Origin of the sequence: Paenibacillus aceris (assembly GCF_017874035.1) — a bacterium.
Taxonomy (GTDB): Bacteria; Bacillota; Bacilli; order Paenibacillales; family NBRC-103111; genus Paenibacillus_E; species Paenibacillus_E aceris.
Map to the genome: position 1 here is coordinate 280,257 of NZ_JAGGKV010000007.1, position 23,601 is coordinate 303,857.

At 49.0% G+C, this 23,601-nt stretch carries 22 protein-coding genes and 2 riboswitches; of the genes, 12 read left to right on the forward strand and 10 right to left on the reverse strand.

Annotation, left to right across the window (positions count from 1 at the left end; genetic code table 11):
• Positions 1–31 precede the first annotated feature (31 nt).
• The gene (recQ, locus tag J2Z65_RS15880) at positions 32–1,840 is read left to right on the forward strand and encodes a DNA helicase RecQ (RefSeq protein WP_167054546.1); all 1,809 of its coding nucleotides are present in this window, start codon (positions 32–34) and stop codon (positions 1,838–1,840) included.
• 29 nt (positions 1,841–1,869) lie between these two features.
• Entirely contained in the window at positions 1,870–2,178 is a 309-nt protein-coding gene (locus tag J2Z65_RS15885) for a 4a-hydroxytetrahydrobiopterin dehydratase (RefSeq protein WP_167054545.1), read from the forward strand.
• Here the strand turns inward: J2Z65_RS15885 and J2Z65_RS15890 are convergent.
• Positions 2,175–2,624 (reverse strand): GNAT family N-acetyltransferase, encoded by a 450-nt coding sequence (locus J2Z65_RS15890; protein WP_338111596.1) that lies wholly within the window; start codon positions 2,622–2,624, stop codon positions 2,175–2,177. The two genes, J2Z65_RS15885 and J2Z65_RS15890, sit on opposite strands and share 4 nt — an antisense overlap.
• Positions 2,625–2,722: 98 nt before the next feature.
• Here J2Z65_RS15890 and J2Z65_RS15895 point away from each other — a divergent pair, with 98 nt between their 5' ends.
• From J2Z65_RS15895 to J2Z65_RS15915, 5 genes are all read left to right on the forward strand, one after another.
• A complete protein-coding gene (locus J2Z65_RS15895; RefSeq protein WP_167054543.1) occupies positions 2,723–3,418 on the forward strand; it encodes a hypothetical protein in 696 nt (231 codons plus the stop codon).
• 97 nt (positions 3,419–3,515) lie between these two features.
• On the forward strand, positions 3,516–3,989 hold the full coding sequence (locus J2Z65_RS15900; RefSeq protein ID WP_167054541.1) for a GNAT family N-acetyltransferase: 474 nt from the start codon (positions 3,516–3,518) through the stop codon (positions 3,987–3,989).
• A gap of 402 nt (positions 3,990–4,391) precedes the next feature.
• The gene (locus J2Z65_RS15905; protein WP_167054539.1) at positions 4,392–5,894 is read left to right on the forward strand and encodes a DHA2 family efflux MFS transporter permease subunit; all 1,503 of its coding nucleotides are present in this window, start codon (positions 4,392–4,394) and stop codon (positions 5,892–5,894) included.
• Between the two features lie 492 nt (positions 5,895–6,386).
• A complete protein-coding gene (locus tag J2Z65_RS15910; RefSeq protein ID WP_167054537.1) occupies positions 6,387–7,223 on the forward strand; it encodes a rhodanese-like domain-containing protein in 837 nt (278 codons plus the stop codon).
• A gap of 161 nt (positions 7,224–7,384) precedes the next feature.
• A complete protein-coding gene (locus J2Z65_RS15915; protein WP_167054535.1) occupies positions 7,385–8,185 on the forward strand; it encodes a VOC family protein in 801 nt (266 codons plus the stop codon).
• A 35-nt stretch (positions 8,186–8,220) separates the two neighbouring features.
• Here the strand turns inward: J2Z65_RS15915 and J2Z65_RS15920 are convergent, their stop codons facing one another.
• Complete coding sequence (locus J2Z65_RS15920; RefSeq protein WP_167054533.1) at positions 8,221–8,991, reverse strand: exodeoxyribonuclease III; 771 nt, start codon at positions 8,989–8,991, stop codon at positions 8,221–8,223.
• Positions 8,992–9,281: 290 nt separating this feature from the next.
• Here J2Z65_RS15920 and cysK point away from each other — a divergent pair, with 290 nt between their 5' ends.
• Complete coding sequence (gene cysK, locus J2Z65_RS15925) at positions 9,282–10,214, forward strand: cysteine synthase A (RefSeq protein WP_167054531.1); 933 nt, start codon at positions 9,282–9,284, stop codon at positions 10,212–10,214.
• A gap of 60 nt (positions 10,215–10,274) precedes the next feature.
• Here the strand turns inward: cysK and J2Z65_RS15930 are convergent, their stop codons facing one another.
• The 5 genes from J2Z65_RS15930 to J2Z65_RS15950 all read right to left on the reverse strand — a co-directional run bounded on the left by J2Z65_RS15930 (position 10,275) and on the right by J2Z65_RS15950 (position 15,791).
• Positions 10,275–12,128, reverse strand: a complete 1,854-nt coding sequence (locus J2Z65_RS15930) for a putative bifunctional diguanylate cyclase/phosphodiesterase (RefSeq protein ID WP_167054529.1) — start codon at positions 12,126–12,128, stop codon at positions 10,275–10,277.
• 186 nt (positions 12,129–12,314) lie between these two features.
• A complete protein-coding gene (locus tag J2Z65_RS15935; RefSeq protein WP_420850777.1) occupies positions 12,315–13,850 on the reverse strand; it encodes an MDR family MFS transporter in 1,536 nt (511 codons plus the stop codon).
• 108 nt (positions 13,851–13,958) lie between these two features.
• Positions 13,959–14,465: a hypothetical protein gene (locus tag J2Z65_RS15940; protein WP_167054526.1), complete on the reverse strand. Its 507-nt coding sequence runs from the start codon at positions 14,463–14,465 to the stop codon at positions 13,959–13,961.
• Positions 14,462–14,932, reverse strand: coding sequence for a hypothetical protein (locus J2Z65_RS15945; protein ID WP_167054524.1), 471 nt, complete (start codon positions 14,930–14,932; stop codon positions 14,462–14,464). The genes J2Z65_RS15940 and J2Z65_RS15945 overlap by 4 nt, the downstream gene beginning before the upstream one ends.
• Positions 14,933–15,011: 79 nt before the next feature.
• Positions 15,012–15,791 (reverse strand): lipase family protein, encoded by a 780-nt coding sequence (locus J2Z65_RS15950; protein ID WP_167054522.1) that lies wholly within the window; start codon positions 15,789–15,791, stop codon positions 15,012–15,014.
• 136 nt (positions 15,792–15,927) lie between these two features.
• Between J2Z65_RS15950 and J2Z65_RS15955 the strand changes: the two genes are divergently transcribed.
• From J2Z65_RS15955 to J2Z65_RS15970, 4 genes are all read left to right on the forward strand, one after another.
• On the forward strand, positions 15,928–17,643 hold the full coding sequence (locus tag J2Z65_RS15955; RefSeq protein ID WP_167054520.1) for an ABC transporter transmembrane domain-containing protein: 1,716 nt from the start codon (positions 15,928–15,930) through the stop codon (positions 17,641–17,643).
• A gap of 578 nt (positions 17,644–18,221) precedes the next feature.
• A complete protein-coding gene (locus tag J2Z65_RS15960; RefSeq protein ID WP_167054518.1) occupies positions 18,222–19,298 on the forward strand; it encodes an ABC transporter permease subunit in 1,077 nt (358 codons plus the stop codon).
• Positions 19,295–20,251, forward strand: a complete 957-nt coding sequence (locus J2Z65_RS15965; RefSeq protein ID WP_167054516.1) for a hypothetical protein — start codon at positions 19,295–19,297, stop codon at positions 20,249–20,251. The genes J2Z65_RS15960 and J2Z65_RS15965 overlap by 4 nt, the downstream gene beginning before the upstream one ends.
• A 149-nt stretch (positions 20,252–20,400) precedes the next feature.
• A complete protein-coding gene (locus J2Z65_RS15970; protein WP_167054514.1) occupies positions 20,401–21,294 on the forward strand; it encodes a class I SAM-dependent methyltransferase in 894 nt (297 codons plus the stop codon).
• A gap of 32 nt (positions 21,295–21,326) precedes the next feature.
• Here J2Z65_RS15970 and sugE read toward each other — a convergent pair whose 3' ends face one another.
• The 3 genes from sugE to J2Z65_RS15985 form a co-directional block, all read right to left on the reverse strand.
• Entirely contained in the window at positions 21,327–21,647 is a 321-nt protein-coding gene (sugE, locus tag J2Z65_RS15975; RefSeq protein WP_167054512.1) for a quaternary ammonium compound efflux SMR transporter SugE, read from the reverse strand.
• A gap of 91 nt (positions 21,648–21,738) precedes the next feature.
• Positions 21,739–21,842, reverse strand: a riboswitch (guanidine-I (ykkC/yxkD leader).
• 104 nt (positions 21,843–21,946) lie between these two features.
• On the reverse strand, positions 21,947–22,420 hold the full coding sequence (locus J2Z65_RS15980) for a C40 family peptidase (RefSeq protein ID WP_167054510.1): 474 nt from the start codon (positions 22,418–22,420) through the stop codon (positions 21,947–21,949).
• Between the two features lie 3 nt (positions 22,421–22,423).
• A riboswitch (cyclic di-AMP (ydaO/yuaA leader) is annotated at positions 22,424–22,564 on the reverse strand.
• Between the two features lie 169 nt (positions 22,565–22,733).
• Positions 22,734–23,552, reverse strand: coding sequence for a hypothetical protein (locus J2Z65_RS15985; RefSeq protein WP_167054508.1), 819 nt, complete (start codon positions 23,550–23,552; stop codon positions 22,734–22,736).
• Positions 23,553–23,601 lie beyond the last annotated feature (49 nt).

Below are 23,601 nucleotides of genomic sequence, written 5' to 3' on the forward strand. Positions count from 1 at the left end.
AAGTGAGATAAAAGAAAGGTGTATACAAGCTATGCTGGATGGGGCAAGAAAGGTTTTACAACAAGTATATGGATACCCGGAATTCCGCGAGGGGCAGAAAAATATCATTACCCATCTGCTTGAGGGAAAGGATACGCTTGGCATTATGCCGACGGGCGGCGGCAAATCGATCTGTTATCAGGTTCCTGCGATGCTGATGGAGGGTGTGACGCTCGTCATTTCGCCGCTCATTTCCTTGATGAAGGACCAAGTGGATGCCTTGGGTGTGTTAGGAGTCCCGGCGACGTTCATTAACAGTACACTGGAAGCCAGAGAAGTTGAACAGCGGATGCAGGGTGCTATGCAGGGCAAATATAAGCTGCTGTACATCGCGCCCGAGCGGCTGGAGTCAGAGCGGTTTCGCGCGCGGATGTCGGCGCTGAATCTCCCTTTTGTGGCCATTGACGAGGCACACTGCGTGTCTCAGTGGGGGCATGATTTCCGCCCCAGCTATGTTGCCATTGCTCCGTTCATCCGCGAGCTTCCGAATCGCCCGATCGTAGCCGCCTTTACCGCTACGGCCACAGCCGAGGTGACGGCAGATATCGCAAGGCTGCTGGAGTTGGATCAAGCGGGCATCTTCGTGAACGGCTTTTCGCGGGATAATTTGGAGTTGACGATTCTTCGCGGAGAGAACAAACGGGATTACATCCACAATTATGTGAAAGAGCATACGCACCAACCTGGTATTATCTATGCCGCTACCCGTAAGGATGTAGAGGAGCTGTATGAATCCTTGCGGAAAAAAGGCTACGCCGCAGGCAAGTACCACGCCGGTTTAACCGACGATGAGCGCTCCTACATGCAGGAGTCGTTTCTCTATGACGATATTCGGGTGATGATCGCCACGAATGCGTTCGGGATGGGTATCGATAAGTCGAACGTGCGGTATGTCATTCACTATAATATGCCGAAAAATATGGAAGCGTATTACCAAGAGGCAGGTCGCGCAGGGCGAGACGGGGAGCCGAGTGAATGCATTCTGCTGTTCAGCGCACAGGATATTATGACGCAGAAGTTCCTCATTGAACAGAACCAGCTCTCGCCAGAGCGCAAAGCGAATGAGTATAAGAAGCTGCAGACGATGATCGATTACTGCTATTCACCACGGTGCTTGCGGAATGTCATTCTGCATTATTTTGATGAAACTAATATCAAAGACACCTGCGGCAATTGCTCCTCATGCAAAGACGATCGCGATACGGTTGACATTACCGTTGAAGCGCAGAAAATTTTCTCCTGTATCCGTCGCATGAACGAACGCTTCGGTATTTCGATGGTTGCTTCTGTCCTCAAAGGTTCGAAAGCGAAGAAAATTGTCGAATATCGCTTCGATCGACTGCCGACGCATGGCATTATGCGGGATTTGCCTGAAAAAGAAATTTCCGATCTGATCAATGTGCTAATCTCGGAAGGGTACCTGCAGCTGTCCGAAGGCCAGTACCCGGTGGTGAGGCTTATGCAGCCCGCAGCGGAAGTGCTTCAAGGCAAGCTGCCCGTGTTCCAAAAGGTGCGCAAGCAGCAAGTCAAAGCCGCTGCTATCGACAATACCCTGTTCGAGCAGCTTCGTCTGCTTCGCCGGGAAATTGCCGCACGCGAAAAGGTGCCGCCGTATATTATTTTCTCCGACAGCACACTGCGTGAGATGAGCGAGAGCTGCCCGACCTCGGAATCCGCCATGCTGCGGATCAAAGGTGTCGGCGAGGTCAAATACCGCAACTACGGCAAGCCCTTCCTTGATCTTCTTCGCACGTATGCGGGAGAGAGTGAAGTCGAGGCTGTTGCTTATGATTTTGAGTAATTGAGTAGGGTTGGAAGGGGTGGCAGTACGTGAAGCTTGGAAACACTGACATTGATCAAAAGCTCGGAGCGCTAACCGGTTGGACGACAGACGATCATAAATGGATTGTTAGGAAATACCGATTTGCGGAGTTCATGCAGGGCATTTCTTTCGTGAATCACGTCGCCCACATCGCTGAAAAGGATAACCATCATCCGATGATCGCCATCGATTACAAAATGGTTACGCTGCGGCTTACTTCTTGGCATGCAGGCGGATTAACGGAGCTGGATTTTCAATCTGCCGCTAAGTTTGATCAAGCTTTTGAAGAGGTATCTGCGGGTGCAGGCGGCGCCTAGTCCGATAAGCCTTCGTCGTAAACCATGCAATGAAATTCAGCTGTTCCGGTGGGCGTCCACTTTACATAGGTATCGGTAATAGTAAAGCCGGCACGCTCATAAGTGCGGATTGCTCGCTTATTCCAGGCCAGCACCTCCAGATCGATCTCCTGCCCGGGGGCTCGCCGCACCGCTTCACGGGTAAGGAGCCGCACGAATTGTGCCCCGATTCCGCTGCCTTTTCCGCAGAGATCAGGACGGAGGCCCAGTCCGAGGCGCGTGACGCCAAGCATCGGGAAGAACTGAACGAACCCGGATAAGCCGCCTTTTTCATCGACGACAGCCCGGTATTGTTGAGCCCGAATGTGAGGGTCCGCGAATTCGGTCTGCTCCCGCAGCATAATGTCCCATGACGGCCAATTGTACAGCTCGTAGGGAGACGGATATTTCCACGTACATACCTCCACACATTGCGCGTTAGTTAGGGGTACAACTCGCCAGGGTAAGCTTGCATCTGCCACTTTTATTATCACCCTTTCATTTATTGTTGGAGGTTCAGGTTCGCATGGGTTGGCTTTTACATATTCCAATTACTACATGTATTTTGTTCTCTATGCTTATGTTGGGATTACATATATTTCGAATCTCTGTGAATAAGAAATGGCCAATTGCGCTCATCATTACTCTTGTTATCTCTTGTTTGGTAGAGCTATTCACGTTTATGATAGGTACGAAGTCTTGGAGTCCTATGCTTGCTATTGTACTGGAAGCTGTTAGTGTTCACTATCTATTTCGATTGCGCAAGCTCCATGCGCTCAAGATCGTACTGCTTGGGGCAATCGGTTACACCGTCTATTTGGCCATTGTTCTATTTACTGTATCGGTAGTAACGGAAGTTCTTGTGGACGATTATTTTGACGGGCTGGATTCGTTGTATCGTCCCCTGAAAATTTATGCCGCGCTGCTTACGTGCCTTACCGCATTGGTCTTGAATAGGAACCGATTAGGTTTTACTTTGCGACTGGGGCGGAATTCCAAGAATGAAAGAAGCTTAAGAGATTCCAGTAATGTCAAGCAGGCATGGCGTCCCCGTAACTATGTGCTTTTTCCCGCTCTTTTGACTGCCTTTGTTTTATTCTCTTCTGCTCATTATGGGGTATCCATGCATGTGGCGTCCATTTTCTATTGGGCTGCGGGCTTTTGCATCGTGCTGGTTTGGATGATCTATCTGCTATATCGCACGGAAATGGATGAGTTGTAGCCATCGCAGGTCATGTTTATGGTGCCCTCGTTACATGATAGACAGTTTTTGGGTACAATGAAGATAACGATTTTATTTGGAAGAGGAGGTCATTTCAATGACCCAAGTTACAGTTAGAGAAGCTGTTATACAAGATATTTCCCAGTTAAAAACGTTAATGCTCGCTTATATCGTGGACTTCTATCAATATCGCCAGCCTGAGGATGAGAAGTTGAACGGACTGATTCACCATCTGCTGGAGCAAAAGGACGGCATTCAATTCGTGGCCGAGACGGAAGACGGGACATTGGTCGGTTTTGCGACCTTATATTTTACCTTCAGTACCTTGCGTGCTTCCAAAATAGCAGTCCTGAACGATCTCTATGTCATTGAAGCGGAGCGGGGCCAAGGTGCCGCTGCGAAGCTATTCGCAGCTTGCAAAGGGTATGCGGCCAGACACGGCTACGCCAATTTATCATGGACCACGGCCAAAGATAACTTCCGTGCGCAAGCTTTTTACGATAAAGTGGGCGGAGATCGCAGTGACTGGCTCACGTATTCTGTGAATCCGACGATTGGGATCGGCGATTAATTGCATTCCCACACCAGGTAAACCTTCATCTCCCGTTACGGGGTTGGAGGTTTTTTTGCGTGAAGTTTTATCGACTGAATCGAACTTAAAATCATTTTCATAATGTTTGCAGAATCACAAATACTAAAGATATCTCCAAATTATTCATATATAAAAATTGACATATCATTAAGATCGGAACATAATAATGATTCGTATACGAAATAGTTGAGTGAAGCACTCTTGGCCCTACAGCAGCGCTATTTACAAATCTTCCGGACGTATCACATGTGAATCAGGATCTCTTTTAAGTAATGTCTAGCGTTACTCAACGCCATGCTGTACTAGGTGATCTAGAGAAGTTCAATCGGGTGCAAAATGAGATTTTAATGATTTTAAAGAACATAGGTGAGGGTGATTTCAATGACTAGCATGGTAAATGCAAAACTACGCAAAGGCCCCATCATGGCTTCGCTGCTTATTGCCGCATTCGTGGCATTATTAAGCCAAACTGTCTTAAATGTGGCACTCCCCAAAATGATGATCGACCTGAACGTCAATGAAAGTACGATTCAATGGCTGTCTAACGGCTATATGCTCGTGAACGGCGTTCTCGTTCCGATTAGTGCTTTCCTGATCAACCGGTTCACAACGCGTAAGTTATTTCTAACTGCCTCTACGTTATTCGCCGTCGGAACGATTGTTTGTGCATTATCCGGTAGTTTCAGTTCGCTGTTAGCCGGCCGGCTTGTACAAGCTGTTGGCGCTGGAATTCTAATGCCGCTTATGTCCGTTGTTGTTCTAACGATTTTCCCTGTCGCTGAGCGTGGTAAAGCTATGGGCATGATGGGGATCGCGATGATTTTTGCTCCAGCAATTGGACCCACGATGTCCGGATGGGTTGTGGAGCATTACCATTGGCACGTTTTGTTTTATATCGTCCTACCGTTGGCTGTCTTTGCCGTTATATTCGGGGCCTTCTCCATGAAGGACGTTATTAAAACATCAAAGCCAAATCTGGATATCCTTGGCGTTATCCTTTCTACACTTGGCTTTGGCGGTATTCTTTACGGTTTTAGCGCAGCGGGGTCCGATGGCTGGGGAAGTACAGATGTAGTTGCCTGCCTCGTGGTGGGGGGAATCTCCTTGCTGCTCTTTGTTCTCCGTTCGATATTTGGCAAGACACCGTTGCTCGAGTTCCGCGTATTTAAATACTCGATGTTCTCGCTAACAACATTAATCAACGCCATCATTACGATGGCTATGTTCTCAGGCATGATTCTGCTTCCTATCTTTCTGCAAAACATCAGGGGATTCACCCCGTTAGAATCAGGTCTGCTCTTGCTGCCGGGGGCTATCCTGATGGGGATTATGTCCCCTATTACAGGTATGATTTTCGATAAAGTGGGTGCTCGCTGGTTGGCTGTTATCGGGCTTATCATTACAACCATCACTACTTATGAGTTCAGCCAACTTACAGCAGAATCGACCTACAATCATTTGATGCTGGTATACACGCTGCGGATGTTTGGAATGTCCATGCTGATGATGCCGATTCAGACAGCCGGTATGAACCAGCTGCCGCGGAGCCTGAATGCACACGGATCTGCGATGTCGCAGACGCTTCGTAACGTATCAGGGGCACTAGGAACGGCGCTGCTTGTGACCTTCATGACGAACAAAGCGGCTTCTCATGCGAAAGAGCTCATCGTCTCGGGCCATATCGATCCGAGCAACAAGGCCAAGATGGCAGAAGTTTCGCAAGCGGCGACGATCTACGGCATCAACCACTCCTTTGTGGTCGCCACATGGCTGAGTGTTGTTGCGCTTGTGCTAGCCTTCTTCATCCGCAAGGTAACTCCGCACGAGGAAAGAGCAGTTCCAACGCCAGTTTCTGCAGCAGCGGTTGATCTTGCCGATAATTGAGGAGATTTTGGCCAGAGGCCGTTAAGTCTCTACTCGGGTGGCCTTTACCGGTAGCCTATGTTGTACTTCGTACAATATAGGGCCGCTTGCGCCTAACAAATCCGTATTTCATTGTATGAAGTACAATCATTTCAACTCAAAAGGTGCGAAATCAACGATTTTTGCCCGAAATGTTGTATAAAATACATCATAGAGTCGCGCTGAGGCTTCTTTGCAGCCATGATGTTGTACGATGTACAACATAGAAAGATCGTCTGGCTTATTTATTGGCCGAGCCGGTCTTTCTTTTTTAGCGATGAAGCAGCGGGGGAACGCTAACATCTCTGGTTTGGCTGCGAGTTTTTCCTACTAACCAAACCATGTACCAGCCCTACAAAGCCAGCACGGACTAGTTCCAAACATAACTTCCGTGCGCAAGACTTTTGCGATAAAATAAGTGGAGGTCAATTTGTTAGGGCAATTACTTGCAGGTAGGGGAAGGTGGCAGAATCTGTGGAAAATATCGTGAGTCAATCGTGGCTGCTCGGGCAGTTGGGCGATGCGAACATCGTCATTGCGGATTGCCGTTTTGCGTTAGGACAACCTGAATCAGGCAGAAATCATTATGAACAAGATCATATAACAGGAGCTGTATACGTAGATTTGGAGAAGGACTTATCCGGTGCCAAAATGGCGCACGGCGGCAGGCATCCGCTCCCTGATCTCGGTGCATTCTCCATCCTCGTGGGCAGCCTCGGGATCGACAGCACCAAAACCGTCGTCGCTTACGACGATCAAGGAGGAGCCATGGCTTCACGCCTATGGTGGATGCTGAAATTCCTCGGGCACTCCGAGGTCTACGTACTCGATCAAGGGTACGCTGCCTGGAAAGCGGCGGGCTTCCCCATCACGGATGAAGCACCTGCCATATATCCGCGAACATTCTCACCAAAGGTGCAGCGTACCATGCTGGCCTCGATGGACGAAGTCAAGGACAAGCTTGGTCGTCCGGGCGTCGTGCTCGTGGACTCGCGTGAGGAGCGCCGCTACCTCGGCTTGGAAGAGCCGATCGATCCGGTAGCCGGGCACATTCCTGGCGCGCGGAACTACTTCTGGAAAGGCGTGCTAGGCGCTGACGGCGCTTGGTTGCCCGCGGCAAAGCAGGAGCAGCATTTTGCCAGCTTGCGCGATGCCGATGAAATCATCGTTTACTGCGGCTCCGGCGTGACGGCTTGCCCGAACGTCCTGGGCCTGAGCGAAGCGGGCTTCGATAACGTGAAGCTCTACAGTGGAAGCTGGAGCGATTGGATCAGTTGGGAAGACAATCCCGTGGCGACGGGGGAGGAGTAGAAGAAACCACTCGTGCTCTGGGAGACGCGGTTTCGAGGGCTGTGACAGGCTGCCTGCGGGTGGATTGTTGCAGTCCTTTTTGTTACGCCTTTCCTTCAGCGAAACCAGTGTTTTGAGGACAGCACTGGGGCAAGAAAGCAGATAATGAAAGGAGTATGCTCATGATTACACATTTTGCTCAATTGGAACTGCATACAGTGTCCATTCAAGGTGTTAAGCAGTTTTACCATGATCAACTGAAGTTTCCGGTTGGTTTTGAGTCGGCTGATGAAATCCATTTACATCCTACGGAACATTTCGCACTAATCTTTAGGGAGGTAACGAAGGCATTAAATCCTGTGCATATTGCCTTTGAAGTGCCGTTTACAGCATTCGATCATGCAGTGAATGTTGTTCAGCAAGCCGGTGTAACGCTTCTGAAGTGGCCTGATGGCAGAACGGTTGATAAGTCAGAAACAGGCAGGAACGTTTATTTTCGGGATGGAGACGGGAATCTGCTAGAACTTATTGCGCACGTCTATGTACATGAGGGAGTGCTGCGTCCATGCGGTGATTTGAACATTCTGTATCTGAGAGAAGTAGGGTTTCCGGTGGATGACGTGACTGCTTTCAGGGAGTTGTTGGTGGAGCTGTTTGATTTTAAGCTGGATAAAGTAGCCGATAATTTTACATTTGCTATTGGGGGAACTGCGCATGCGGTTGTCGTTTCGAAAATGAGAAAGTGGATACCTATCGCCATGACAGCTCTACCACCGGCAATGAATGTCACGCTAGGTGTGCCAAATCAGCCCGTCATCGATGCTGTCATAAGGAATCTAGAGGCAAAAGGTATCCTGTATACGATAGCAAACAACAGGCTTCATTTTAAAATAGATGATTATAACTTGTTTTTGAAGCTTACAAATATGCCTCAAGAAGTACCTGCTCTCCTGCAGCTGCCTTACTCTCGCGAGCGAAATTAGCGAACCATTTTCAAGCCTGCCCCCGGGAGAAGACGCTAGTCTTCCACCCGGCTAAAATTCACTTCCAAACGAACAGGGCAATGATCGCTGCCCAAAATATCGCAGTCGATGTCGGCGCTGACGATGTTGGGGCCCAGCCTTGCAGAAGCGACAAAATAGTCGATGCGCCATCCGACATTCCGTGCACGCACGCCCGGCATATTCGACCACCAACTGTAGACGTCGGTGCGGTCGGGATAAAGATGCCGGAACGTATCGAGGAAGCCGGCTTCCAGCAGCTCGGTCATTTTACCACGCTCTTCTAGGGTGAAACCGGAGTTGTTGTGGTTGCCTTTGGCATTCTTGAGGTCGATCTCCTGATGAGCGACGTTCAGATCGCCGCAGGCGATGACCGGCTTCTGCGCATCCAACTGCAGGAGGTAGTTGCGGAAGCGATCCTCCCATTCCAGCCGGTACTCCAGTCTGGAAAGATCGCGTTTGGCGTTCGGGGTATACACCGTCACCAGATAGAAGTCCTCGAACTCGAGCGTGATAATCCTGCCCTCGGGTTCTTCATCTTCCTCCATGCCGTAGCGCACGGAAATCGGCTCCATTTTCGTAAAAACAGCGGTGCCGGAGTAGCCTTTTTTGACAGCGTAATTCCAGTACTGCTTGTAGTTATCGCCAAGCGCGAGTTGGATTTGTCCTTCTTGCAATTTCGTCTCCTGCACGCAAATAATGTCCGCATCCGTCTCCTCGACATAATCCAGAAAGCCTTTGTTTACGCAAGCTCGCAACCCGTTAACATTCCACGACACCAGTTTCATTCGTCCCAATTCTCCTTACGTTCACATAATTTCTCATCACAGTGTAACACAAGTTGGACTTGAGTCACATTAGCCGGGTCATGATCTGAGGTGCTCGCAAGCTCACCTCGTCGATCCTGAGCCGCAGCGCCTCCTTTTCCATGATAGATACTGGAGCTCATAGATATATAAGAAAATACCTTTCACTTTTATCAGTTTTATTGATTTCATTTCTCAGCCTCTCCAAGCTATACTTTTATTATCCGAGTAAGTTCATGGGTTTAATATAAAAGAAGGCGAGGTCATACGAGATGGCGACCATATACAATAATTTAACAGAGCTGATCGGCAATACGCCGCTGCTAGAGCTTTGGAATTACAATAAACGGCAGGGGCTTGAGGCGAAGGTAATGGCGAAGTTGGAGTATTTTAACCCGGCTGGGAGTGTCAAAGATCGTATCGGTTTCGCCATGATCAAAGAAGCGGAGAAAGACGGCAAAATAAATCCGGGTACGGTTATCATAGAGCCGACCAGCGGGAACACAGGGATAGGTCTTGCTTTTGCTGCTGCGGCATTAGGGTATCGCTTAATCATTACGATTCCGGAGTCGTTCAGTATAGAGCGAAGAAAATTATTGAAAGCACTGGGCGCGGAAGTCGTACTCACGCCTGCCTCGGAAGGCATGATGGGTGCGATGAAGAAAGCGGAGGAACTGGCGGTAGAGCTGCCAAACTCCTTCATTCCGCAGCAATTCAGCAATCCAGCGAATCCTGAGGTGCATAGAAAGACGACGGCCGAGGAGATATGGCGGGATACGGACGGTAACGTTGATATTTTTGTTGCAGGCGTAGGTTCAGGCGGGACGATCACGGGAGTGGGGGAGTTTCTCAAGCAGAGAAATCCATCCGCTCAGATCATCGCCGTAGAGCCATCCAACTCGCCGGTTCTACTAGGCGGACGTCGTGGCGCGCACCAGATTCAGGGGATTGGCGCCGGTTTCGTGCCGGACAACTTCGACCGGTCCGTTGTCGATGAAATTGTCAGTGTCTCCGACGAGGATGCATTTGCGACGGCGCGCGCGCTGGCTAAGACCGAGGGGTTGCTGGTCGGCATCTCATCCGGTGCAGCCGCTTTTGCAGCGACAGAAATCGCCAAAAGGCCCGAAAACAAAGGGAAGATCATTGTGGTCATCCTCCCGGATACGGGTGAGCGTTACTTGTCTACAGCACTTTTTGACGAGTAATCGGGGACTGTCCCTGTATATGAACAACAGACCGCTCCCTAAATGAGGCGGTCTGTTGCGTTAGACTTCAACCAGTGCATGGAAAGCCTGATGCTCGGGCAGCGGCTTGCTGAAATAGTACCCTTGCACAAAATCACAGCCAATCGCTTGCAGAATGCGAAGCTGCTCTTGCTTCTCAACGCCTTCGGCGACGACCTCTTTATCGATTCGCTGAACGAGAGAGATGATCGACTCCATGATCACTCTGTCCACGGAGCTATCATCAATATGATCAATGAAGGATTTATCGATTTTAATAATGTCCGCAGGCAGCTGCTTGATATAGCTTAGGGAAGAAAAGCCCTTCCCAAAGTCGTCAAGTGCTATTCGCACTCCTTTATCCCTAAGGAAGTTCAAGTGGTTGGTGGATGTTTCGATGGATTGAATGAGCAGGGTCTCGGTCAGTTCCAGCACCAGATGGCGAGGGTCCAGCCCAGTCTCGGCTAAAACAGCCAAAACTTGATCCGCAAAATCATACTGCATCAACTGCAGCGCAGAGATATTGACGGATATTGTAAAGCGCGTCTGCAAAGCATCCTGCCACTTTTTGGCCGTTTGACAGGCTGTTTGCAGCACCCAATAACCGATCGGCACGATGAGGCCGGTCTCTTCGGCCAATTGAATCCACTCGGCAGGGGGAATATACAACCCATCCGGCTGCTGCCAGCGCAGTAAGGCCTCATACCCCTTAACCTCTCCGCTTGGCACGTGAACTTGCTTCTGAAAATGCAGAGTGAACTGATTCTGCGACAGAGCCCCTTGCAGCGCATCTTCCAACTTACGCTTATGAAGCAGATCGAATCGCATCGTTTCATCAAAAATACGGAACTGATGCTTCCCTCCGGCCTTCGCTTTACGCATAGCGACATCGGAACATATGAGCAGCTGCTCGGTCGTACGGCCATGATCAGGATACAGTGCAACCCCCATGCTCACTTTGAGCGGAAAGGATACGCCAGCAACCTGAAAAGGAGATTGGCAGGCTTTCCAAATCGAAAGTACAGTGCTTCTGAAATCTGAATCATTGCTGCCAACATCCAGAATGAGGTTAAACTCGTCTCCTCCTGAACGGGAAATATGCATGCCGGGGGTAAAAGTATGTACCATTTTACGGGCAAAAAATCGTAGATATTGATCTCCAGTGGCATATCCGACGGAATCATTGATCATTTGAAAGTTATCGACATTGACCCAAATCACGCAAACTCGGCCGTTGGCGGCAGCCGCTTTCTGTATCGCATTTTCTAAATATTCATGAGCGGAGAAACGATTAGGAAGTAGAGTTAACGTATCGGTGGTGGCCAAAATCTTGATTTGTTCGGCTTTATCCAGCGTATCTTTTTGCAGCGTGAAGAAGCGCGACATGAGCCTTCGGTTATTGCTAGACACCATGAGTAGGCTGATAATGATTAACAGCGTCCACGTCAGTGTGCCAGTAAGTATTTGAGCCGGGAGTTCTAAGCGGTTGGCTTTTACAAATAAAAAGAAGTAAGCATCCGCTGCCGCAGCAAGCAAAATGCCGACATACATCGCATTTCTGCGCATAAAAACTGTCGCGACAACGACAATGTAAATGCTGCTGAATGCATTCGTGATTGCAGGTATGAAGATCATGAGCAGCATCGTATTCAGAAATTGTCCGAAAATAGGGATGTAACCGATCCAGCCCGAATCCTTATGATAGTAATAAGAGATGATATAGACGGATAGAGTCAGGATATTGGCAGTAACCAAGTACAAATAATGGGGGGGAGTTAATCCAAGTTTGGTGACTGCTAAAGAAAGGACCGACGTTAATATCGTGAAATTAAACAGCAATAACCGCAAGGCGATCGTATTTCTCTGACTGCGATTCTCGCTTATTAATACTTCCATACTTCTATTGCCCCTATCAAAATCTGTCATCTGTAGGTTTGTGTCGAATGACTAGATATCCTGTTGAAAATTGTAAATTAAAACAAGATTTTTGTAAACCTTTGCCAAATAAATAAAGTGATAATGTTGCAAAAAAAAGACAAAATCCCCTTCCGGCTCGCTTTTGAGTGGAAGAGGATATCCATTTTAGTGGGAGGCCGTGTAAGCCTCCGTATTTGGCTGGATTTCGAATTTCTCTTTGCTCATGGCAAAGGCGGCAGCTAAAGCCAGGACGGCGGGGATGAGTCCCCAAGCAAACGTGGTTACGATAGATGACGAGAGGCTGCCCGAAATTTGTCCGAGCACCCCTGCGGGAATTTGGACGCGGGTTGCAGGATCTAGCAGCGCATGCGGATCTTTAGCATCAAAGCCCTGCGGCAAAGCAGAAGAGCCGCTGCCTGCTGTAAAGACGTCTGCCAAATGCTTTGTCAGCGAATGGCTTTGAATAATGCCGAAGACGGTGATACCGATCGTCATGCCGAGTGAGCGGAGAAAGTTCAACGTTGAGTTTGCTGCCCCCCGTTGGGTCGCAGGTACGCTATGAATGGCAGCGTTGCTCAGAACCGAGAAGGAAGCGCCGATTCCAAGGCCAACCAAGATCATGTAGAGGGTGATGATCAAACGCGTTGAACCCGGAGTTAACGTCATGAGCAGAGCCATTCCCACCACAAGCAGCGCGAGGGTTGATAGGAGAATAGCGCGATACGTAAACTTGCTGATCAAGAAGCCCCCTGCCGTAGCGGTAACCACGGTTCCCAGCATCATCGGCAGAAGCACGAGACCGGAGTTCGTGGCGCTTCCGCCGAGAACGCCTTGAATGAAGATCGGGATGTACACGGATGCGGTAATAAATGCGGCACCGCTTAACATGGCAATCGCATTGCTTGCCGCATACAGTCGGTCTCGAAACATACGGAAGGAAATAATCGGCTCTTCTGCCCGGGTCTCTACATAGATGAAAGAGACAGTCAGCAAGGCAAATCCGATGAATAATCCGAGGATGGGGGCTGAATGCCAGGCGTACTGTTTACCGCCCAGCTCCATGGCGAACATGAGGCAGACGATTGCGCCGACAAGCGTTAATGCGCCGGACCAGTCGATACGCTGTCTGACGTGCTGGAGCGATTCTTTATAGAAAATGGCAACCATCAGGAAAGCGATCAGACCCAGCGGAAGATTAATATAGAAAATCCACTCCCATTTCACATAGTCGGTCATATAAGCGCCAAGCAGCGGTCCGAAAATACTGGACATGCCGAAAACTGCGCCAAAGAGTCCCATCAATTTGCCCCGGCTTTCAGGTTTGACCGTATCAAACATAATCGTAAAGGCAATAGGCACCAAGGCACCTCCGCCAATCCCTTGAATAGCGCGATAAATGCTTAACTGTACGATGGATGAGGCAGTTCCGCAGAGCGCGGAGCCGAGCATAAATACCACGATGCCGAAGATGAAAAACCTTTTGCGCCCATACATATCCGAGAGCTTGCCGAAGATCGGCATCCCCGCCATTTCTGCGACCATATAGGCCGATGTGACCCAAACGAATTTATCCAGTCCTCCGAGGTCTGCGATGATAGAACCCATAGCTGTGGCGACGATGGTGTTGTCCATCGAGGCCATGAGAATGGCGAGCAGTAATCCGGCTACGACCATGCCTGTTTGATTCATTGATTTCATCATGTGATCCAATCCTTTCATTTCATCTTATTTTTCATATACCTGAAGTATAAACAAATAACCCTGACAAGAGTCTGTCAGGGTTAGGAACCGGATTTTCAAATAGTTATCCTATTCACCTTGTTTATGTTCAGGGAAGAAAATATGAAACAACAGCAAATGAATCGACTGTATAAATAAGTAAATGGGAATGGAGTATAGGATCTGGTACCCGTGTTTGTAATGAAAAACGCCAACCAGCAAGCAAAGCCATTCAATGCCTACACTCATCAGCGTCCAGATCATAATGTAAGGGATGGTGTAGAAGCCTTTTAAACCGAGCCGTTTATATATGTAAATAAAGAGGTAACCAAAGGGAACGTACATTGCATATGAAAAAATATCAAACAACTGATAGTTAGATTGGTCTCCGACGTCATAGAAATCGAAGGGTGGAACCCCGATTGTATGATCAAAGATGAGCCCAAAGACGACTCCTGTTAACAAGGTGAACCAGGTCTGTGTCGGGGTGAATTTCTTGGGCAGCACCCTAATTGTTAGGAGCCCCAGCACAATCATAGCGATTACGAACCACTCATTTGCGTTGAATCGATTATCGTAAACGATCACATCATTCATGCGGACATCTCCTTCCGCTTCATATACCGCAGCCAACGGCCAAGCCAATACGCCAAAAACATCATGCTCAGCAGCGTTATGCATTCATAAATGAAGTTCCACTTCAGGTCGATTATGGCACCAGTCCATCTGAGGATCTTGCTGCATAGGAAGAGGAAGGTAAAAGTATATAAGGAAATGATCACTTTCGTAAGGCGTTTGGAAGCGGTCAGATACACATTGGCAAAGGTAAGCAGCGTCAAACAATAGGTGAAATCCCGATGCAGAATTACGGAAAGGAATTGAGGGACTCTGGTGCTAATTTGGTACCAGCCCAGATCATTACTAATTATCGTTATTCTATTAATGTCGATGATCGACAAAATCATGTAGAGCAGCACATTCGTGATGAGCGGAAGTTTATTAGGCAGAGCGGCGAACAAATGAATGCTAAACCACACGATAACCAGGAAAATAACAAGGACCAAGGCGAAGCTCCCCTTTTGAATATAATAAGCATCAACCTCTATCCTTGCCGTTATCGGGCTGTTTAAAACTTGCGGAGCATCACGGGCAAAACCCGGGAGTTCGATTTTGCAATTGCTCTGCGTAGCGGGGATCGAGCTTTGCCAAGTCGCCATAATAATTGCTAATCGCATGGTTGGCGGACACAGAGCCTGCTTGGTAAGTGAGTTCGACTCCTTTTTTGACATGCAGGTAATGGTAGACTTGATCGGTTCGGGGGGATTTATAAATGAAAGGCGGAAGCTCCGGAACAATATCATTCGTATTATATATGCGATAGTGCGGCCCGGTTCTGCGGTTAAAAAGACTAGCAAACGCCGGATTTCCGACACGCGGAGAACCATAGGTATAGATGGACGGCTGCTTGAACCTCGTGTTGGTTGCAAGATCGACAGCACACAGAGCTGCGAGGCATCCTCCAAGAGAGTGCCCAGTGAGGTAAAGGGTTTTACGGGGGGACAGCTTGGCTATAGAGGTCATAATCTGCTTGCGGGCGCTATTGTAAATATCGAGAAATCCTTTGTGTACGAGTCCGCCGTCTTTGGCATAAGGGAATACGGTCTGTCTGGCAATGGCATCCGAAATCCAATCCGAAGTCGTATTTGTGCCTCTAAAAACAATCACGATCTGCATATCAGACTCGGCAATAAAACCGAAGAGCTCTTTATCGCTAAGAACGGAATTTGCCGTAAAGGAGGAAACCATCCGATAATTGCGGGGTAAAATGACGCTTTCCGTACCTTTTTCATGCTGCACGTAACTCTGGCTGCACATAGCGGCTAGGAAGATGGCGGTTCGTGTGTCCAATGAATTGATTAACATTGTCAGTTCCTCCACACACAGAATACTGTTCAACTATATATATGAAAATAGTGGACATCTGTCTTCAGGTAACTGCCTATTTTTTCGTCATATATTTTACTATGATGTATAATAGGCGGAGGAGGTGTGAACTTACGTGTTAAAGCGTTTTTTTTCGTACTACAGGCCTTACAAGCACTTATTTATTTTGGATTTTACTTGTGCGGTTGTAGCTGGGCTTTTGGAGCTTGGTTTTCCTCTGGCTGTGAATCGGGTTGTTGATAAGTTGCTGCCTGCCGGGAATTGGACATGGATTCTTTGGGCTTGCGCAGGATTGCTAGCTGTTTATGGGCTGAACACGGTGTTGAATTTCATCGTCACCTATTGGGGTCATAAGCTAGGCATAAATATCGAGACGGATATGCGGAAAAAGATGTTCGACCATTTGCAGAAACTATCTTTCCGATTCTATGACAATAACAAAACAGGTCAATTAATGTCGCGTATGGCGAGTGATTTACTAGAGATTGGCGAAGTTGCGCATCATGGTCCGGAGGATTTATTTATTGCGGTTATGACGCTAATCGGCGCACTCCTGCTTATGCTGAGCATTAATGTGAAGCTGGCGCTGCTAACTTTCGTGATCGTGCCTGTTCTGCTCTGGATTGCGGTGTACTTTAATCAAAAAATGACAAAGACGTTCCGCCGGATGATGGGCGACCTCGCCGATATTAATGCTAGAGTGGAAGATAACATTGGTGGCATTCGTGTCGTACAAGCTTTCGCGAATGAATCTTACGAGAAGAAGTTGTTCGAGGACAATAATGGGAGGTTCCGTATCACGAAGCTTCTTTCCTATAAAATCATGGCATGGAATGTATCCCTAAGTTATATCCTCATGCGTTTGGTGACGGTGTTCGTGTTGATTTGCGGAACTTGGTTCGTGATCGATAAGCAAATTTCCTATGGGGAATTTATTGCGTTCGTTCTATTAACGAATGTGTTTCTGGGGCCGATCCAGAAAATTAATAATGTCATTGAGAGCTATCCCAAAGGCATTGCTGGATTTAAGCGGTACTGCGAAGTGATGGATACGGAGCCCGAAGTGTCTGATCGGCCCGACGCCGTAAAGGTTGGCCATCTGGAGGGACAAATTACATTCGATTCTGTCTCTTTCGGGTATGGGAATGAGGCCCGTGTTTTGAATAACATCTCCTTGTCCATTCGGGCAGGGGAAACTGTCGCTTTCGTAGGTCCTTCCGGAGCAGGGAAGACGACGATTTGCAGCTTGCTGCCCAGATTTTACGATGTGAATGAGGGCAGCATCTCCATCGACGGCATGGATATACGCCGTATCCAGCTGGAATCGCTGCGCCGTCAAATCGGCATCGTGCAGCAAGATGTGTTCCTGTTCTCCGGCACTTTGCGGGAGAACATAGCTTACGGCAAGCTGGGCGCGACGGATGCCGAGATCTGGGAAGCTGCGCGGCGTGCGCAGCTGGTGGGTTACATCCAGTCCCAGCCGAAGGGACTGGACACGGTTGTCGGCGAGCGCGGCGTCAAGCTGTCGGGCGGACAGAAGCAGCGCCTTGCGATTGCGCGGATGTTTTTGAAAAATCCGCCGATTCTCATCCTCGATGAGGCGACGTCGGCGCTCGACACCGAGACCGAAGCGGCGATTCAGCAGTCGTTGGCCGAGCTGTCGCAAGGCCGAACGACGCTTGTTATCGCTCACCGGCTGGCGACGATCAAGAATGCCGACCGCATCGTCGTTGTGACGGAGCAGGGCATTACAGAGCAAGGCGGTCACGAGGAGCTTATTGCCGTGGGGGGTGTTTATAGCCGTCTGCATCAGGCGCAGTTTAGCTCTTAAGTTATAACCTGGCGGCGATCTTCGGATCGTTCGCCAGGTTTTTTTGTTGTGAGCTGGCCTGGCTGCGTGAGAGGGGCGCGGATGCATTGCCGCGCCTGACTGTACCGGTGCCGATGCCGGCGCCGAGCGATCGGGTCGTTGCTGATCGATCAGACCGATCAGACCGGTCTCTGAGCGGAAGGGAACTACGGTCCGCTATTTTCCGAGAAAGCGAGGAGTTGGCAACATGAGGGGAACTATGATCCTCTATTTCACCATTTCCAGCCCAAATGTGGGCTTTTTGGGCGAATAAGATCCTGTAGTTCCGCTCAGCCCCTGAAATGAGCCCATTAGGCGCGAATAGCGGACCGTAGTTTCCCTCCCGCCTTCGCACCCCAACCGCAACAACACTCGCTGCCTCAGGTACGACATCTCACTTACAGTTCCCGCCTCCGCACCAGTATGTCTTTTACCAACCGCCCCCATCACCGCCGCGCATATTCTTCCAGAGCGAAATGGATAGTACTCCCAAATGAATCATGGTAAACTATGAAAATAGTAATCTACCAACGGTGAATAATAGAACGAGGTGACGATAGTTGAAGTCAACAATTCGGTGGCTGTTACTCGGAGTGTTTACGCTTGTATGCATCTTTTTCCTGAGTAACATTCAGAATGCATTCTTGTCTACCCAGCCAGATCAGATTCGAGTCACAATTGGGCCAGACACGAGCATTCAGAGAATAAGCGAACAGCTGCCTGGAAGCCGCGTCCTCAACGAGAAATCCGGGCTGCTAGCCGTTCCCTATGGCAAGGCATGGGACTACGTCGGAAAGACGCTGACGATCAAAGGCATTTTTCGCGCGACCACTGTTCCTCTGGAGCATCCTGTCATTTCATGGCGCTATTTCGGGTATTCGGTGAAAGACCAGATCCAAGGCTTCTTCCATGGGGATTTCGGTAAATTCCGCAATCCATTTAACCGCCAAGAGGTTGCTGTAATTGGAGAGCTTCCTGTCATGCTGCTTCGCACGTGCACATATTTCATCCCTGGTTTACTGATGGCAATTGTGCTCAGTATGCTTATGGCGATGCTAGCGTCCATGTGGCGCAGATTGGGTGCCGTACTGGATGGCGTGCAGGCTCTGCTTGTGGGCTTGCCTGATTTTTTCTTAATTGTTCTAATTCAATTAGGTGCGATTTATGCAACGAAGTTTCTGGGGCACTACGTGCTGTTGATCGTACAAGTCGGTGATAAAACGCCTTTTCTAATCCCGTTTCTCACCATTGCGCTTATTCCGTCGGTTACGATTTACGGCACGATGCGCGTCGCCATTATGCGTGAACTGGGTCAGGATTATGTGGTCACCGCGCAGGCAAAAGGGTTAACCCGAGGCGAGCTGCTTGTCGCCCATGTGCTGCGCAACGTGATGTTGGACCTGCTTTCGGTCCTGCCGAAGGCGACGACGCTGGCGCTTGCAAGCATGGCTGTCGCAGAAGCGATCTGCGGCATTTCCGGCCTGGGGGGCTTCATTATCTCGCCTGCCTTGCAAAGTGTCTCATCGATGTCGGTCATCTGCATGTCGCTTGCGCTGCTCGCGATGGCTTTTCACGTGCTCTATGCTTTGCTGCGTAAAAAGTTTATCGTCCGCACGGGGGGGGTCGTCTCACAATGATCAAACGCTCATCAAGCGCATTTTATATCTCCATAGCTCTTATCGTTCTAATCCTCCTTGTGGCGATATTCGGCACGTGGCTGAAGCCGCATGGCATTTCGCCGGATGACAAAATCAACATGATTCAATACCAACAAGACGGCAAAACACGCTACAGCATTCCGCCGTTTTCACCGAACAGTACGTTCCCGCTCGGGACGGATCATCGGGGCTTCGATATGCTGAGCCTGCTGCTTAACGGATTGAAATATACGTTGGGAACGACATTAGCGTTAACGCTGCTCCGTTTTATTATTGCGCTGCCTTGGGGATTGTGGAGCGGGACCACCGGCAAAGGGTGGGGGGCTCTCAAGGCTATGCAGTGGGTGGTCGCTTCTGTACCGGCTTTTGTCTTCCTTTTTCCGCCACTGGCCGGTATGTATTTCGGACTGCGGCTGGATCAATGGGGAAAAGCGGACCCGCACTACAAAATGCTCTTCTCCGTTACCTTCGTCATTCTCGTTACATTCATCGGCGTATTCCCGTTAGCTCATCAAATAGCTGAGCGGGCACGTTATTATAATGACAAACTCTTTATTGAAGCTTCCCGGTTGATGGGGGGTTCAGTCTTTCATCGCATGATCCGGCATCTGGTCCCCTGCATGAGAAATGAGATGCTGTTCATTTTCCTTAGCGAATTCATGCAGGTGCTTTTCCTGTTGGGGCAGCTCGCTGTCTTTAACATCGTGCTTGGCGGTACAGAAACAATTGGCGATAGCGATGCCGGCTATTCCATTACCATTACGACATCAGGAGAATGGCTTTCGCTTATTGCATATGGGTCCCGGTACATTAGGCTGCATCCTTGGATTATTTTGAGTGTAGGCGCGAGCTTCTCTCTGCTCTTTCTCTCCCTGCAGTTTTTCTTAAGCCAGTTGAAGCGCCGTTACGGCAGCGAGCGTCAATTCATGTGAAAAAAGGTCGGGATCCATCCAAGCGACGGGTGCCCGGCCTTTTTTATGTTTGTACATCTGCTCGCTTTTCTCATTTTCAACTCAATATAAATGTTTTAATGACACATAATATATGTTAAAATAGCAAAAACGAAGGGGGCTACCTCGAGATGGATGACAAAAACGATAAAACCAAAAGACTTTCTGTCTACTTGCCTGAAAAGGTAAAGGCCGATCTGGAGCGCATGGCTGAGGAAACGGGCTTGTCTATGACGCAGCTAATTGTTATGGCTACGCATGGCCTTTTGGCGAATTACTCCGCACAAGGCGGAGCTATTTTCGCCGACTTGTTGGCAGCCAGGCAGCGGATCCTCCATGAGGTGAAGGATAAGCAGCGGCTTTTAAATGAAGAAAGAGAAGGCATGCAGGAATACTACGGAGCACGAGCGGTGGAATATGAGCGAATTTACCATCGAGAGGATGAGGAATTTCAGCGTGAGCTGGCGATGCTGGCGGATATCGTGAAGAAGCAGGCAGCAGGCAGCCGTGTTCTGGAAGTGGCTTGCGGTACCGGGTATTGGACACAGTTCATTGCGGAAACAGCAAAACACATCGTCGGTGTGGATATCCGTCCCGAAGTGCTGCAAATAGCCGAATCGAAGCCTTGGCCGCTTCATAACACAACCTTCGTAGAAGGGGATGCTTACCGGCTCTCTGAAGTACAAGGGGCCTTCGACTTCGGGTTCGCCAACTTCTGGTTCTCGCATATTCCGAAGAATCGTCTGGACTCCTTTCTGCAAGGATTCCACGAGCGGCTTGGCCGCGGGGCTCGCGTGTTCATGGCGGATAATGTGTACGTACCGGGAAGAGGCGGGGAGCTAATTACGCTTGAACATAGCGAGGATACGTATAAAAGAAGGGAGTTGGCCGATGGCTCCAAGCACGAAATTATTAAAAACTACTATTCGTATGAAGAATTGAACGATATCTTTAAGCCGCTGGCGGAAAATTTGCGCATTTTTGTCGGCAGCTCTTTCTGGTACGTCAGCTACACGGTCGCTTAGGAAATCATCGGCCTAATGGGTGCATGAAATACTTAGTGTCCGGATGTGAATTTGAGGCCGAGAACGCCGATCAAGATGAGAATCATAAATAGGATACGCAGCAAACTGACGGGTTCATTGAGGAATAGGGTGCCAATAATAATCGCTCCTACTGCGCCAATTCCAGTCCAAGCCGCGTAGGCTGTGCCGATAGGAAGGGTTTTCGTTGCGACTGCCAGAAAATAAAAACTGATTATCATACCGACAATCGTTACGCAGGACGGAATTAGTCGTGTAAAACCATTGGAAAATTTCAAAGAAATGGCCCATACCACCTCGAAAACGCCAGCAATGACAAGATACAACCACGCCATAATGAATCACTCCTTAAGTTGTTTACTATGATGCCCATAAATGCCGCGGCAAAAAAGGAAAAAGCCTGGAAGCTATATCGCTGAGCGATATGACTCCCGGGCTTTTTCCCCTCCGTGACCACAGCGTATCCGCTGTGTGTTTTCTCTCGGACCAGACTGACGCTGCAGCGCCACGGAACCCTAGAAAACTTATTGCCGTAATTATAGGACGGCTTACACGCCATGTCAAGAATAAAAGCCCTGATAGCGGCTCTTTCGAGCTATCGCTTGTCGGGGCTTTATTCTGAGTAGCAAGAAAATTACTTGGATTCAGCAGTTAGTTGATTGTAAATATCGTCCCACAGAACACGTCTTGCGGATACGTATCTCTTCGCGTAGTAGGATTGGCTCAGCTTGCTAATCACAACACCGTCGTCGGATGCAGAGTGAATGAATTCACCGTTTCCAAGGTAGATGCCCACGTGAGAAATGCCTTTGCCCCCTGTGTTGAAGAACACAAGATCGCCTTTGCGAAGATCACTTTTGTCAATCCAGTAGCCCTCTTTATTTTGAGCAGCAGAACTATGAGGAAGGTCGATGCCGAATTGGTTGAACACGTACGCGGTGAAACCAGAGCAGTCAAAGCCTCTTGTTGTCGTTCCCGCATCGCGGTACGGTGTTCCAAGCAAATCGTCAACCGTTGAGTCCAATTTGGATTCTGACGCAGACGCGCTCCCTAAAGCTACACTCAAAAACAAAACAAGACTAAAAAAAAGAGCAACAACCTTTTTCAACTGCTTGTCTCCTTCCGGTGCCTACGAGGTTAGCTGGAGGGTTCGGTTGAAGGTTCCCTATGATCCCTGTCTTGCAAGATCAATTCACCCGGGTAGTGGTTCCCCCGTTTCCCCAAAAAATGAGGAATTCGGCATGAAATATTTGGTTTTTTTAATGCTAGTCTCTTAATTCGTCATAAACATCGAAATTCCTCCTTTTAGGTTCAAATCGGTCTGAAAAAATGTGAGATTGTTCGCTTTCCAGACAAAAAAATCCCCTTTTGCAAGGGGATTGAACAAATATAAACCATATTTAGCTTTATTTATTGTGTTTTTAGGGGTTCATTTTGGCGGAAAGAAGCTGAAATTGCGATGTAATGGCCCACATTTGCAAGAATATATTGAAAAGCGGGAAGAGCTGATAAATGATCAGCGCTAACAGACCTGCCCAGATATAGGTCGCTGTAACTGTAATCCCTGCCAAAAGTCCTGAACTGAGCAAAAGTATAAGAGAAAGGCCGATAATCGGAAACGAAAAGCGCATGAACGTGATGACGGTGGATACAATGCCGAGATGTGCGGCTATGGCGAATTGCACGTACATAAAGAGCAGATGGAGCAGAAAGCCATAAACCAACATGCCCATAAGCCATGGTAGTAAGTCGAGGGAGGCTTGTTCATAGGATGTGCTGTGCGCAAGCACCTTTTGCGCTTTGGGCAATAGCCAGACGAGCGGCAGCAAAGACAAGGCGATTCGGATGATATACGCGGCGAGGAAAGGGAGCGAGAGTTCTTTGACGCCGCGAACGAAGCGATAGCCGGCATTTTGCTCGGAATGCGTGAGTGAATAGTAGACGCCGCTGTTCAGTATCGGGGTGAACAGCATGCGAGCTAGGAGCAGGGCAGCCAATCCCCATAAATAGGAATGGCTGAGATCCGTTTTGACTAGCTGGAATTGGCTCTCGGCGAGAAAAAGATGGAGCGCTTCCTTCGGCTGGTCCCCGCCAGGAAAGCGGTGCATGAGCGGGACCAGCACCCCTTGCACAAGCTTATAGAGCAGGATGCCCCAGACCATTTGGTACATGAATAAGACGATTGTGGCGAAGGGTTGCCGCAGAGCCGCCCTGAAGCCGGATTTGAGATAGGTTGTCATGGGTGTCCCTCCTAAGAGTTTTCCGAAGGAAAACTATCTTCGTAAGCGT